The sequence below is a fragment of the Methanosarcina subterranea genome (assembly GCF_055385895.1).
This window is the reverse complement of record NZ_AP042426.1, coordinates 326,642-339,867: the sequence shown is the minus strand read 5'-3', so window position 1 is coordinate 339,867 and position 13,226 is coordinate 326,642. Positions and strand designations below refer to the sequence as shown.

7 protein-coding genes are annotated in these 13,226 nt (G+C 42.7%); 4 read left to right on the top strand and 3 right to left on the bottom strand.

The window, feature by feature from the left end; translation table 11 throughout:
- Positions 1 to 278 precede the first annotated feature (278 nt).
- The 3 genes from ACZ5A8_RS01440 to ACZ5A8_RS01430 form a co-directional block, all read right to left on the bottom strand.
- Complete coding sequence (locus ACZ5A8_RS01440) at positions 279 to 644, bottom strand: response regulator (RefSeq protein WP_275948897.1); 366 nt, start codon at positions 642 to 644, stop codon at positions 279 to 281.
- Positions 616 to 3,699, bottom strand: a complete 3,084-nt coding sequence (locus tag ACZ5A8_RS01435; RefSeq protein WP_464531814.1) for a response regulator — start codon at positions 3,697 to 3,699, stop codon at positions 616 to 618. The genes ACZ5A8_RS01440 and ACZ5A8_RS01435 overlap by 29 nt, the downstream gene beginning before the upstream one ends.
- Before the next feature lie 394 nt (positions 3,700 to 4,093).
- The gene (locus tag ACZ5A8_RS01430) at positions 4,094 to 6,961 is read right to left on the bottom strand and encodes a cation-translocating P-type ATPase (protein WP_464531813.1); all 2,868 of its coding nucleotides are present in this window, start codon (positions 6,959 to 6,961) and stop codon (positions 4,094 to 4,096) included.
- A gap of 577 nt (positions 6,962 to 7,538) precedes the next feature.
- Here ACZ5A8_RS01430 and mtaA point away from each other — a divergent pair.
- The 4 genes from mtaA (at position 7,539) to ACZ5A8_RS01410 (ending at position 12,733) form a co-directional block, all read left to right on the top strand.
- Entirely contained in the window at positions 7,539 to 8,558 is a 1,020-nt protein-coding gene (mtaA, locus tag ACZ5A8_RS01425) for a methylcobamide:CoM methyltransferase MtaA (protein WP_464533978.1), read from the top strand.
- Positions 8,559 to 8,675: 117 nt separating this feature from the next.
- Positions 8,676 to 8,801, top strand: coding sequence for a hypothetical protein (locus ACZ5A8_RS01420; RefSeq protein WP_464531812.1), 126 nt, complete (start codon positions 8,676 to 8,678; stop codon positions 8,799 to 8,801).
- A 62-nt stretch (positions 8,802 to 8,863) separates the two neighbouring features.
- Positions 8,864 to 10,483: a methylamine methyltransferase corrinoid protein reductive activase gene (locus ACZ5A8_RS01415; protein WP_464531810.1), complete on the top strand. Its 1,620-nt coding sequence runs from the start codon at positions 8,864 to 8,866 to the stop codon at positions 10,481 to 10,483.
- An 837-nt stretch (positions 10,484 to 11,320) separates the two neighbouring features.
- Positions 11,321 to 12,733 carry a GTP-binding protein gene (locus ACZ5A8_RS01410; RefSeq protein WP_464531809.1) on the top strand — a complete coding sequence of 471 codons (1,413 nt, stop codon included), beginning with the start codon at positions 11,321 to 11,323 and terminating at the stop codon, positions 12,731 to 12,733.
- The last annotated feature ends 493 nt before the right edge of the window (positions 12,734 to 13,226 follow it).

Sequence of the window (13,226 nt, the reverse complement as noted above, 5' to 3'; positions counted from 1 at the left end):
GAAACAAAAAATGTCTTTCCGGCTACAATAATCTGTCAATCTCAGTTTACTTCTGTCAACGTTAGTTTACTTCTGTCAACGTTAGTTTACTTTTCCCGAGATTTTCCACTTTCCGGGTTTTAAATCGAATCTCTGGACTACGAATACCATCTCAGGCTGCAAACCTCTAATCAAATTGTTTTTATGGCGTCTTTTGATAACCTATCAGCTTTTTGATGACTTTTAATGTCTTCATAGTTTAGACTACGTTTTCAAGTTGTGGTTTATCTTTCTTCGTTTTATTCTCCCAAATATTTATCAATGAGGGACCTGAACCTGTGAATATCTATGGGTTTTGAGATATAATCCACGCATCCCATTTCGATAAAATGTTCTTCACTTCCCTTCATAGCATGGGCTGTGACAGCTATAACAGGAATATCTGCAGTCGCAGGGTTCTTTTTTATCCTGTCCAGAACCTCAAGCCCGTCCATTTTAGGAAGCTGCATATCGAGGAGGATAATATCGAACTTTTTCTCAGCAAGGCGTTCAAGAGCCTTTATCCCGTCCTCGGCTTCGGTTACACTATGTCCGTAAAACTCCAGGAGGTCCAGGATCAGTTCCATATTCATGGGGTTATCTTCGACAATAAGAATTTCTTTCATCATCACGCCTCTTCAGCATAGCTAATTGTTTTATCCTATTAATTAATTCTTTTCTTCCGAAAGTACCCTTCTTCATAATAGAAATAAGACGTCCCTTAAGTTCACCGTTCAGTTCTTCGATATTCTTCTCAGTAAATTCTCCTGCAGTGCATACAATTAAAGGAATATCTTTCGTTTGTTCAGCATTCCTCAGGCGGGAAATTACTTCAAATCCGCTTATTTCCGGCATTAGCAGGTCGAGGATAAGGATATCTGGTTGCTGCTCGGAAAAGAGCCTGTCCAGACCCTCCTGCCCATTATAAGCTTTTACCACCTCAAAACCTTCAGGTTCAATCATTGAACTCAACAATTCCACTGCATTTTCATCGTCGTCAATGATAAGGATTCTTGGCTCTTCGAACCTGAACTTACCTGTGATTTCTCTTAAGGAGTCCAGCAGTTCGACTCTTTTTACGGGCTTCGTAAAAGAATAAGCTGCCCCAAGGGCAATCCCCAGCTCGTTATTATCTGTCACTGAAATAATGAGTACGGGAATGCGGGCTGTGTCAGGGTCACTCTTCAGCTGTCTCAGGACATGCCAGCCATTAATATCAGGAAGAAAAACATCGAGAGTAATAACATCGGGTTTCAGTTTCTTTGCAACGTTCAAAACATCTTTTCCTCGATATAAAGAGGCTGTACTGTACCCCTCTTCCCTGAGAATAACTGAAATAAGTTCATTGGAATTCCTGTCATCATCAACCACAAGAACAAGATTCTGCGCTTCAATAATTTTTTCAGGAAGGCGGATTTCAGGAAGCTCAATTTCATCCTGCAGTTCTTCTGCATACTCTTTCACGGAAAGGGCAGCCGCTTTACTCATTTCAAACTCTATCATTACATCATCAAGGTCGTTAGTATCGGCTTTTCGGGCTTCAGACGGTCTGGTAAGGGGGACGGTGAACGTAAAAATACTGCCTTTTTCAAGTTCGCTTTCAACCCAGATATCTCCCTGGTGTAGATTTACAATTTTCTTCACGAGGGCGAGCCCGAGCCCTGTCCCACAGTACTCCCTTGCAGATGACGCGTCGATCTGAGTAAAGGGCTGGAACAGTTTTTTCTGGTCTTCAGAAGAAATACCTATCCCCGTATCCGTTACTGAAAAAATAGCCCGCTTTCCGCTTTTTTTGCAGTGGACAGATACCATGCCTCTTTCCGGAGTGAACTTAATTGCATTGCTAACAAGATTATAAAGGATCTGGATAAGGCGGCTTCTGTCGGCTTGAAGGTCTGTACAATCCGGTTCTACCTTAAAGCCTATTTTAAGAGATTTTACCTGGGCAAGAGGAGAAAGAGTAGCCTTTACCTCTTCGAAAATCGAGCCAACAGAAAACTCACTGTAATGTAGCTCCATCTTTCCGGCTTCTACTTTTGAGAGGTCAAGAATATCGTTTATAAGTCCAAGAAGATGTTTTCCGCTGACAGAGATGTTATTAACGTACTTCAGTTGTTTTCCATTAAGTTCCCCAAAAACTCTCTCAAGCAGGATATCCGAAAAACCGATGATGGAATTCAGAGGTGTCCGCAGTTCATGGCTCATGTTGGCGAGGAACTCACTCTTTGTACAGCTAGCAGCCTCAGCTTCCAGTTTTGCCTGAAGGAGCTTTTCTTCGGAACGTTTGTGTGATGTAATATCGAGCCCTGTTTGCAGGATACCTGTTGCTTTCCCATCTTCATCCTTTATCAGATTTGCACAGATCATCCAGACCTTTCCATCCGGAGTAACTAACTCCCCTAACTCCTCGTTTCCGGACTCAAGCACCTTTCGTGCGAGAGACTTTCCAGAAACAGCATCGGACATTAGAGAGAACTCCTCATATCTCTGCCCAATAATGTTTTCAAGATTAAGACCGGCATGGTTCAGAGAAGCTCTGTTTGCCCAGACTATTTTCAGCTCAAGGTCCATAAAGATTACAAGCTCTTTGAGAGAATTGAGAATTACCTTTTTCTCATGTTCCTGAGCTTTAAACGTATCAGAATTTATTCTCAGACGATCAAGCATCTGGTTTATTCCTTCAGTTAACCTTGAAAGCTCATCATCCCCATCCATAATACAATGAGCCGAGTAATCTTCATCTTTTCCTACTTTCTCTACAAAATTGTCAATAGCAACAATTCGGGATACGACTTCCCTGTCAAGAAGGAATTTACAGCCTGCTCCGACTATGAGTCCTGAAAACAGGAGGAAGATTACGATATACCTGAGAGACTTCCTGCCTTCGGTGTAGATGTTCCTGTCAGCATCCGTCCTAACCATAACAGTCGGATTTCCATTAATGTCTTCGTGGATAAAATAACCTGCTAACCTGCCTCCATCTACCGTATGTGTGTAACTCTCGTTTCTATTTTCTAAAAAGACTTGCTGGAAATCAGGAGGTACGTTATCTGGACTGTAGAGCAGAACCGGATTTCCAGTAATTTTCTGAACTGACTCAACAAAACCGGCGTCCAGATTCTTCCCCAGGATAATTGTTCCTATCATTTCCCTGTTGTCTGATGCAGCAGATACGGGTCGGCAGGAAAAAATTGCAGGTTCTTTGTTCAGCAAGAGCATCCCATTTAAATGACTCGTTCCCTCCTTGCAGAGAAGACTTCTATCACTGATTTTCTGATCGATATCGGAAATTATTGAGGCATTGGAAGCATTACTGGCATTTATTGAAGCCGAAAGCTGGGAGTATATTATGTCCCCGGAGCTATTGACAAAAAAAATGAAGTCGCATCCGCTCAGGGTAAAAAGATCGGTAAGAAGAGTCCCGCCAAGGTCTTCCGGGTCCTCGCTTAGCATAAAAGCCCTGATATCTTCCCTTAAAGAAAGGGCAGAATTTGTCTCATCCAGCTGTATAATCTGGAAATCAATTACATTATGTACACTTTCCACATTGCTGATCGCCTCTCTTTCCTCAAGGTTGGAAAAACTCGAGTAGAGGATATTCTGAGATGCAAAAATGACAACCGAAGTAAGAAGGGCAAAAATTATGTAGATGATAACAAAAATTTTTTTGCTCACATTCATATTCTGAACTCTGGAGGGTTGAAACTGATTAGGAGGTTTATACACTAATTACAACAGACAGGCTTAAGTTCGTTTATATATAAACACATTCTACATACATAGTATAAAAGTTTATCCAGAAACAGTATTTAATAGGCTAAATAAGACTCTATTATCTAGAAAAGGCAATTAAAAAGTATATTACAGAAAATATCTTAATGAGAGTCAAAAAAACAGAATTTGCCAAAGTTTTACCTGCTACATAATTTACCTTCATAACCTCATAAATTATACGTCAGCCTTCTCTTCCAGCCTGTTCTTTTTCTTCCAACCCATTATAAAGCTGCATTTTCAGCTAGTTTTGGGTTCACCGTAATTTATCTTCGAACCAGTAGTCGGATCACCATTTAAAGGATCACCATTTAAAGAATCTAGCCGCCCAGTTCACATTTTTTCTCAGGAGATATTTCCTCAGTTCATCAACCCCGAGGAGGAAAACTGCAAAAGGAACGGCGAGCAGCATATACCTTAGATCAATGGGTGCTGTATTAAATATCAGATTAGCAAAAGGATTCCAGATAATGATGGCAAGAATGAGTAACTCACTTGCAATTCCCAGAAGAACGACGCGGTTGCTGAATAAGCCCATTGAGAAGACAGACTGGAACCGGGTTCTTGAAGCAAACACATTGGCGATCTGGCAGATGACCACAGCTGAGAAGAAAGCGGTTACTGCCTGCATATAAAGAGGATTGGTGTTTGCAAGCTGCTCTCCGAAAGCCCAGCCTCCTTCAGAAAGTACGGCAAAATAGCAGAAGAAGCCTGCAGCAGCCTGTATTGGCCCTTTTACTCCATAGGCTGTCAAAAGTACCTGAGAGGTTAATAACTTTTCATTCCTTGGCCTGGGAGGCCTCTTCATAATATCTCCCTCTCCCCTTTCCACTCCCAGAGCAATAGCAGGAAGGATATCAGTCCCAAGGTCAATAGCCAGTATAAGCTGGACAGGCATGGGGAGGGGAATAGAAAGGAGAACAAAAGCTATGAATGGCAGGATCTCGGGGATATTGCTTGTAAGTATGTAAACAATAAACTTTTTTATATTATCAAAGACAGTTCTGCCTTCTTCCACAGCATTTACTATCGTAGCAAAATTGTCATCCAGCAATACCATATCTGCAGCGTCACGTGCCACATCCGTGCCGCTGCCCATAGCGACCCCCATGTCGGCATTCTTGATAGCGGGAGCATCATTAACCCCATCTCCGGTCATGGTAACAATCTCTCCTTCTGCCTGGAAGAGCTGTACAATTTTCAACTTTTGTACAGGAGAGGTTCGGGCAAAAACAATGCTCGGGTTTTTAAGCCGTGAAGAGAGCTCTGTGCGGGAGAGGGATTTCAGCTCGTCTCCGGTAATAATCTCAGGTTTCCCTGGACCTGCAAGTCCTACATCCCTGGCAATTGATTCTGCGGTAACCGGATGGTCACCTGTGATCATGACAACCTTGATCCCGGCTGCGTGGCATTTTGCAATAGCTTCCCTGGCTTCAGGGCGCGGAGGGTCTACAATCCCGATGAAACCAAGAAAAATAAAATCTCCGTTATACTCTTTCTGCTCTTCCGCCTGCCTGAACGCAAGGGCAATTACCCGTTCTCCCTTCTCTGCCAGCCTCAGGTGCCTGTCCAGAAGCTCTTTTTGCTCGATGTCGTCAAGTTTTCTGACTTCTCCGGACTCCATAACTGATCCGCACATCTGCACAATCACTTCAGGAGCGCCCTTAAGGTATACCTCAAGTTTGCCTTCGGGAGTTCGGCAAACTACTTCCATGCGCCGGGTAAGGGAATCGAAAGGAAATTCCTCCAGCCTCGGATACTCTTGCTGGAGTCCTTTTACATCTACGAAACTGTTCGCAAAAACAAGAAGCGCCCCTTCTGTCGGGTCGCCAGTGTATCCGGGAGACACTTTATAAAGTTTTGCGTTATTGCAGAGCCCTGCAACCCTTATGAAAACCGGAGGAATTTTTTCAGGATTCCACTCGGGATTTCCTGTAACAGGAGTTCCTTTTACGCCGGAGTCGGTGACTTCCTCAGAGCCATTAATCTTCTCTATAAAACCTTTTTTTGTACTTTCATTTAGATATTGTCCTGTCGCACTTTCTTGAGGGATGGAAGGCTTTTCAGATTCCAGACTCTCAAACCCTATGATAAGAGAATTTACTGCCATCCTGTTCTGAGTCAGTGTCCCGGTTTTGTCCGTACAGATTACAGTAGTCGAGCCCAGGGTTTCTACAGATTCAAGCTGCTTTATAAGGGCATTCCTGGAAGCCATTCTTCTGGATGCAAGGCTGAGAGCAAACGTAACTGTGGGTAAAAGCCCTTCGGGAACATTGGCAACAATGATTCCTATGGCAAAGATAAGGCTTGCAAGAAAAACATCCTGAATAAAAAATGCAAGCAGGAAAAAGGTAATTCCAAGAAAAATAGCAATTGCTGAAATAATCTTAATGAAATGGTTGAGTTCTTCTCGAATAGGTGTATCCACGGATACTGTCTGTTCTGTAAGCGTTGCAAGGCTTCCAATCTGGGTATCCTGTCCGGTTCCGAAAATAATAGCTTTACCGTTCCCGCTCTGTACAAGAGTTCCGGAAAAGACCATATTCCGGCACTCCAGCAGATTCGAATGAGCGCATTCAAGAGAGCGCAGTTGCGGTTCTGATTCCCCGGTTAGGGTTGAATTGTCTACTTTAAGGGTATTGGTTTCAATCAAACGCCCATCTGCAGGAACCTTGTCTCCCTCCTCAAGAAGAATAATATCCCCAATCACAATCTCCGAAGCCAGAGCATCCCTTACCTTTCCGTCCCTCAGGACTTTTGCATGGGGAGGTAGAAGCTGCCGGAAGCTTTCCATTGTCTTTGCAGCCTGGTACTCCTGAACAAACGTGAAAGTCCCGTTAAGGACTACGACCCCGACAAGAGCAATTCCTATATAAAGATTTCCCTGGCCAGGATCAAGATATTCGCCAAGAAAGGACAAAATAGCGCCTACAGTCAGCAGGATAGAAAAAAAGTTACGGAACTGCCGGATATATCTCTTAAGTATACTTTCCTTTCCGGTTTCTTCGAGGACATTTGGTCCGCATTCTCGGAGTCTGCGGGAGGCTTCCTGCTCACTGAGCCCGTCTTCTGTTACTTCTAGCCTCTGTAAAAACTCAGGAAGGGAAATTAGATGTTCATCGCCCTGTGGAGAGCATAATTTAGTTTTTTTCCCAGCCGATTCCTTTTCCATCGAACCCCTTTATAGTTCAATGTGGCACAAGAATAAGAAACTTAACGTTACCAATTTGCCGTACTCCTTAAAACTGGTCCAAATAGTATTTACCTAAAAATGATCTTAATAGAAACTCTACCATTTCCAGATTACCAGATATTCAAGGGAACAAAAGACGGAAGACAAAAGACAAGAGGAGCATTTAAGAAGATAAGAATTCGGATAATATGGTTGAAATTTATTACCCTATTTATCAAAGAAAAGACAGAAAAAAATTCCTGGCAATTAGCTTTTATAATTTGTTAACTAAAAAAATATCCGCACCCCAGCTCAATTGAGGGGCTCGAGGATTGTTTTTACTGCCTTTATTCTCGCTCCTGCTCAGGAGATAAAAAGGGTGATTCAGAAAGCGCTATCTGTCCCCATTTATCAGAAAGAGTTGCAATTTTTTAATGTGCTTCACACTCAGGATACTCTAGTCTGGAGTGTGAAACATTTTGGATTGAAAAGGTCTATATAATATTGTCAAGTAGACAATTGAATTGTAATAAAAATAAATGTAATCGGATAAAAGTAAAAAAAAGGTATGACCGATATGAGCGAATTCACACTTAAGACAAGACTTTTAGCTGCCCTTGAAGGCAAGCCCGTTGACAAAGTACCTGTTTGTTCCGTGACCCAGACCGGAATTGTGGAGTTAATGGACGAAGTGGGAGCCCCCTGGCCTGAATCCCACACCAACCCTGAACTTATGGCAAAGCTGGCACTCGCCAACCACGAGCTCAGCGGACTTGAAGCCGTAAGGGTTCCCTACTGCCTTACCGTCCTAGTCGAAGCCATGGGCTGTGAGATCAACATGGGTACCAAAAACAGGCAGCCATCTGTTACCGGTCACCCCTACCCCAAAGACCTCGAAGGCGCAGCAATCCCTGCAGACCTCCTGCAGAAAGGCAGAATTCCAGCAGTACTTGAAGCAATTAAGATCATCAGGGAAAAAGTAGGTCCTGACGTGCCAATCATTGGCGGTATGGAAGGCCCTATCACAGTCGCTTCCGACCTTATAAGTGTAAAATCCTTCATGAAATGGTCCATCAAAAAAATTGACCTCTTCGAACAGGCTCTGGACCTCGCAACTGAAGCTTCAATTATATATGCAAATGCAATGGTCGAAGCAGGTGCAGATATTATTGCCATTGCAGACCCTGTCGCCTCTCCTGACCTCATGAGCCCTGACTCCTTCAAGCAGTATCTCCAGTCAAGGCTGCAGAAGTTCTCCTCCAGCGTGAACTCTGTAACCATCCTCCACATCTGTGGAAATGTGAACGCAATCCTCAGCTACATGGCAGACTGCGGCTTTGAAGGCCTCAGCGTTGAAGAAAAGATCGGCAGCGTTAAGAAGGCAAAGGAAGTTATCGGGACCAGAGCAAGGTTAGTAGGAAACGTTTCCAGCCCCTTCACTCTGTTGCCCGGACCTGTTGACAAGATCAAAGCCGACTCCAAGCAAGCTCTTGCAGACGGCATCGATGTACTCGCACCAGGCTGTGGAATTGCACCCATGACCCCACTCGAGAACATAAAAGCCATGGTCGCAGCAAGAGACGAATTCTACGCCTGAAAAGGCACGAAATTTCTTTATTTTTTTACGGGAAAATTCCGGAGCTCTAAAACAATTAGAACTTCGGAATGTTCTGTCCCGATTCATATTTTTTTAACTTTGCCAGGAGGGACCCTCATGATTGAGGATATCCGGATCATGGCCTTAACAGGCTGTAATCTCAGGAGGCTCTATCCGGGCAAACGGTTCAGTAAAACTCATCTGGACAGCTTATTCATCATAAAACTTATTGAAATTTATTAAAGACAATAAACGCTGAGATACTTAGTTGAATAGTCTTAAACTTTTTTGGAGGAGGTTAAGATATGAGAACAGCAGTTGCAATTGACCTGGGAACCAGCGGTTTCAGGGCCCAGAAAATTGACCTGGAAAGCGGCGAGATTAAGAAAACCGTGATAACTCTCCGGAACCCTCTGCCGGGGGCAAACGTAATGGATCACCTTGACTTTGCAATCCATTACGGGCTTGACAAAGCTCATGGACTCTCGGCAACAGCGGTCAAAAATATCATTGTGGAACTCGGAGTAAAAACCGAAGAGATGGAAAAGTTCTCAATCTGTGGAAACCCTATCCAGCTTTCTATCTTTCAGGGAATTCCCATTGAAGACCTGGCATATGCAGGCGAGCGTAAGAAACAGAAGTATCACATTGAAGAGCAAAATAGAGATGCTCGAATAGTACCCCTGACCGAAATAGAGGGTTTTGAGGAATTTAAGAACTGTAAACTGTTTGTGCCCCCGGCAATAAAACACGAAGTCGGTGCTGATGCACTTGCACTTATTGTAAAAGCAGGCATGATCGAGAGTAATGAGATTGCGATCGCGACGGACTACGGGACAAATGCCGAAATGGCCCTGAAATCAAACGGGATTATTTACACCGGATCGGCTGCTGCCGGGCCAGCTCTCGAAGGTCAGGAAATTGAATACGGATCCATTGCATCCCCGCATACCATCTGCGATGTCGAATTTGAAGGAGAGAACCTGCGCTGTTACGTTCTGGATAGGGAAATGAAAACAGCTATGGGGGACCTTGTAAACCCTAAGACAGGGGAAATAGTAGAGAAGGGAGACGTCACTGCAAAAGGTATTACGGGTACAGGAGTTATCGCCCTTATCGAAGCCGGGATTAGGAACAAGCTGATAGTCCTGCCAAAAATTCAGACTCCTGAGAAGATCATTCACCTCCAGGACGGAATTAAGTTCACGGAAAAAGACCTTATTGCAGCCGGAAGAGCTATAGGTGCACTCCGAGCAGGGCACATTACGCTCTGTGCGGCTGCAGGCATTGAGATGGAAGACCTCAAGATAGCTCATATGTCCGGAGCTGCCGGGACTTACATGGATGCTGCAAAAGCCCACCAGGTAGGGATGATCCCTTATAACGCAAATTATGTCTCCCAGATAGGGAATACCTCTCTTACAGTTGCAAGAGAGATTCTGCTTTCTGAAGACAGGTTATGGGAACTGCAGGCGATTGCAAAGGAAATCCTGGGCACGCATGTGATGTTCGCAACATCCGAAGCCTTTAAGGAAGCCTATTTGCTTGAACTTGCTTACTGGAACGAGGGCATGGCATTCAAGATGCTCCAGAAGTTCCTGAAAAAGAAAAAACTCCCCATGATCGGCGAGCCTTCGACTATCCTGAAAATAGACCGTCAGGTTGAAAGGGATATTCCTGTACTCGGAGAAGAAGGGCTTGAAGTGCTTGAGAAAGTCGGGACCTACCTTACCATGGTCATTGAGGACTGCCAGGGCTGCAAGAAGTGTGTAAAGGTATGCCCGAATGGGGCACTGAGAATGGAAGATAACGGGCTTGTAAAAATAAGGACCGACCTCTGTGACGGAGCAAACTGCCAGCGCTGCCTGCATGCCTGCCCTGATGACAGATTCAAATGGGAAAACCTGACTGTTGCAAGGATCTGACAGAAAGTAGAGAAATTTTAATATCTGAGGATAGTGGACAGCCCGTGAACTGAGGTTTGCGGACTTTCTACTACCATATTCCAAATGTAATTCATGAACATATGGAAAAATATCCTGGCTTCATAGGGAAAAGAATTCTATCAGTCGTAGTCCTTTATAGTAAATTTCTAAAGGTTTACTATAGCTTTTCTTAGGGATTACTGCAGAATGTATATCTGCAGTGTTTACATACTTTTTGTGTTTTGCTTTTCTGTGCTTTTTTTGAGCTAGTGCTCGGACCTGGGGATTTCTAAAGGGGGGACTTTTCCTTAGTTTGACGCTTTCTTGCAATTTGCAGGATACGATCCTGATTTGCTGGATTTTAGCATAAAATATTAGCATAAAATTATGCACCCTCTGCCACGGGCATAAATTTGACTATATACCAAAGAAATTTTTACTAATGCCAAAAATAAAGAGAAAAACAAACTCGGAAGTGAAACGACTAGGGAAACAAACGAAGAACAGAAAGATACAAAAGACTAAAAACGGAATGTATCCAGTGAAAAAAAGATTTTAGGCAATGAGTTCTGAAGTGAGATTGAAGGGCACAGGAATGCAATATGTCCTTGATACGGACAATAATTTAGATACATACCAAAAATAGAGTAATAAAATTAAGAAATGATAGTAAAAGCAGCAAAAAAAGTTTTTATATATACCAAATTATAGATAAAAAAATATACTATGAAGATAGAAGGATAATGTTTAAATTTCCTGGCTAAGGAGCCACGGGGACTTAAGCCTGTTTAAATAAAGACGTAAAAACAATAAAATGGAAGAAAACGAGGACAAAAAATGGACGTAATTGTTGTTGGTGGTTTCCTGGGAAGCGGGAAGACCACGACTGTTATCAATATGGGTAAATACCTGGCAGAAAAGGGAAAAAAAGTCGCCATCATTGTTAATGAGATAGGAGAAATAGGGATTGATGGAGACATAATAAAGAAATTCGGATTTGATACCAAAGAGATCACAAGCGGATGCATATGCTGTACTCTGAAAATGGGGCTGAGGGTAACAGTCGATACGCTCATTAAAGAGTATAAACCTGATATCCTGATGATAGAACCCACAGGGATTGCTTTTCCGAACTCCATTAAAAACGAATTCAAGCTAATGAACCTTGGGGAGGAAGTTAAAGTTGCCCCTCTGGTAACTCTGATAGATGGAAGCCGCTTCAAACACCTGATGAAAGAAGTAAAGGATTTTGCCATGAGGCAAATCATAGATGCTGAGATCCTGGGAATAAACAAGGTGGACCTTATAGACTCGCTTCAGATCCCTATTCTTGAAGTTTCAGTCCAGCAACTCAATCCAACAGCCAAAGTTGTCTTACTTTCAGGGAAAGACACAGGCGAAAGGTTTGAAAGCTTCATGCAATTAGTTATTCCAGGAATAAAGGATATTCATAAGAAAACCAGGGAGATCGAGAAAGAGTCTGAGTCTACACGGCAGGACTTCGAAAACTCAATCGATGCCTCTGGAGTTGACAGTTCTGAAGATAATTCCTCAAAAGTCCCATATAATCATGGTGATTCTTTCAAGCATGCCGTTGGTAGTTATTCTGTAGAGTATTCCTTAAAAGACGGCAAAGCTGTAAGTAAGGAAACTGCGAGAACCATTACAACTGAAATAATGAATAAAATAAAAGAAAAGACTCTTAAACTTAACCCAGAATTCTTAGGACATATCAAACTCTTCCTCGATAACGGATCAGAGACAGTGAAACAGAGCATTACAATATATTACGAAGAGCCGCAAGAAGACATTTTCAAATCGAATGACGGAGCTACCCCGACATTTAAAGTTCTTTCAGCAGTTTCAAAAGTTGAAAAAGAAGTTCTTAAAAATGCAGTTAACAGTTCAGTGCAGGAAGTTTTTGAAAGCATGGAGATAGAAGTGCATCAGGTCAAACACAGTCATGATCATGACCACCATCATGGACATGACCATGATGAGGAAGATGAAAATCATGGACATGATCATCACCATGACCATGATGATCATGATGAGGAAGAAGATGAAAATCATCATGGACATAAACATCGCCATGGGCAGCATTATCACGACGATGAAGACGAGGATCATGAAGAGGAGGGTGGTGACCACGATGAAGAGGACGATGACCATGATGAGGAAGATGAAGATCACGACGAACACGACCACAATAAATATCGTCACGAACATCATAAACACAAAAAATTATGATTATTAAAGACAGGAAAGAAAAGTAAAACGAAGAAGGAGAAAGTGATTAAGGTGGAAGATTTCCCTTATAACCTTTCTCCCAAAAACAGTATTTTGCTCAAGAGTTTCTGCCAGACTTCAATAATAGTGCCAGAGAAGGATTCAAGGTCAACAATTAATATGCTTTCCAGTTATGTGGCACCCAATATATTTTCGGTTTTCTTTAACTTCCAAAACAAGAGGTGGTTTCTGTATTCAGGCGCTCCAGACCTTTGACTCAAAATCACCATATCTTTCCAAAATTATGAAGTGAATTTTATGATATGTTCGGATTCTTTGATATATTGTGATTTTGATTTTCTGTGCTAATGCCCGCATATGGACATACTTGCAGCTATATGCCTGCAGCTGGAGATTTCTTTTTAGCAGTATTTTGTCACTTGCTGAGTTCAACACGAATCTGTGGCCTTTTAATATAAACGGTTATTATCCGATTTCATCTGCAAACAACTTT

What these genes read in the sequence shown, in the direction of transcription:
- ACZ5A8_RS01440 (WP_275948897.1), bottom strand. Translation starts at nt 644, where the DNA reads ATGAAAGAAATTCTTATTGTCGAAGATAACCCCATGAATATGGAACTG.
- ACZ5A8_RS01430 (WP_464531813.1), bottom strand. Translation starts at nt 6,961, where the DNA reads ATGGAAAAGGAATCGGCTGGGAAAAAAACTAAATTATGCTCTCCACAG.
- mtaA (WP_464533978.1), top strand. Translation starts at nt 7,539, where the DNA reads ATGAGCGAATTCACACTTAAGACAAGACTTTTAGCTGCCCTTGAAGGC.
- ACZ5A8_RS01420 (WP_464531812.1), top strand. Translation starts at nt 8,676, where the DNA reads ATGATTGAGGATATCCGGATCATGGCCTTAACAGGCTGTAATCTCAGG.
- ACZ5A8_RS01415 (WP_464531810.1), top strand. Translation starts at nt 8,864, where the DNA reads ATGAGAACAGCAGTTGCAATTGACCTGGGAACCAGCGGTTTCAGGGCC.
- ACZ5A8_RS01410 (WP_464531809.1), top strand. Translation starts at nt 11,321, where the DNA reads ATGGACGTAATTGTTGTTGGTGGTTTCCTGGGAAGCGGGAAGACCACG.
- ACZ5A8_RS01435 (WP_464531814.1), bottom strand. Translation starts at nt 3,699, where the DNA reads ATGAATGTGAGCAAAAAAATTTTTGTTATCATCTACATAATTTTTGCC.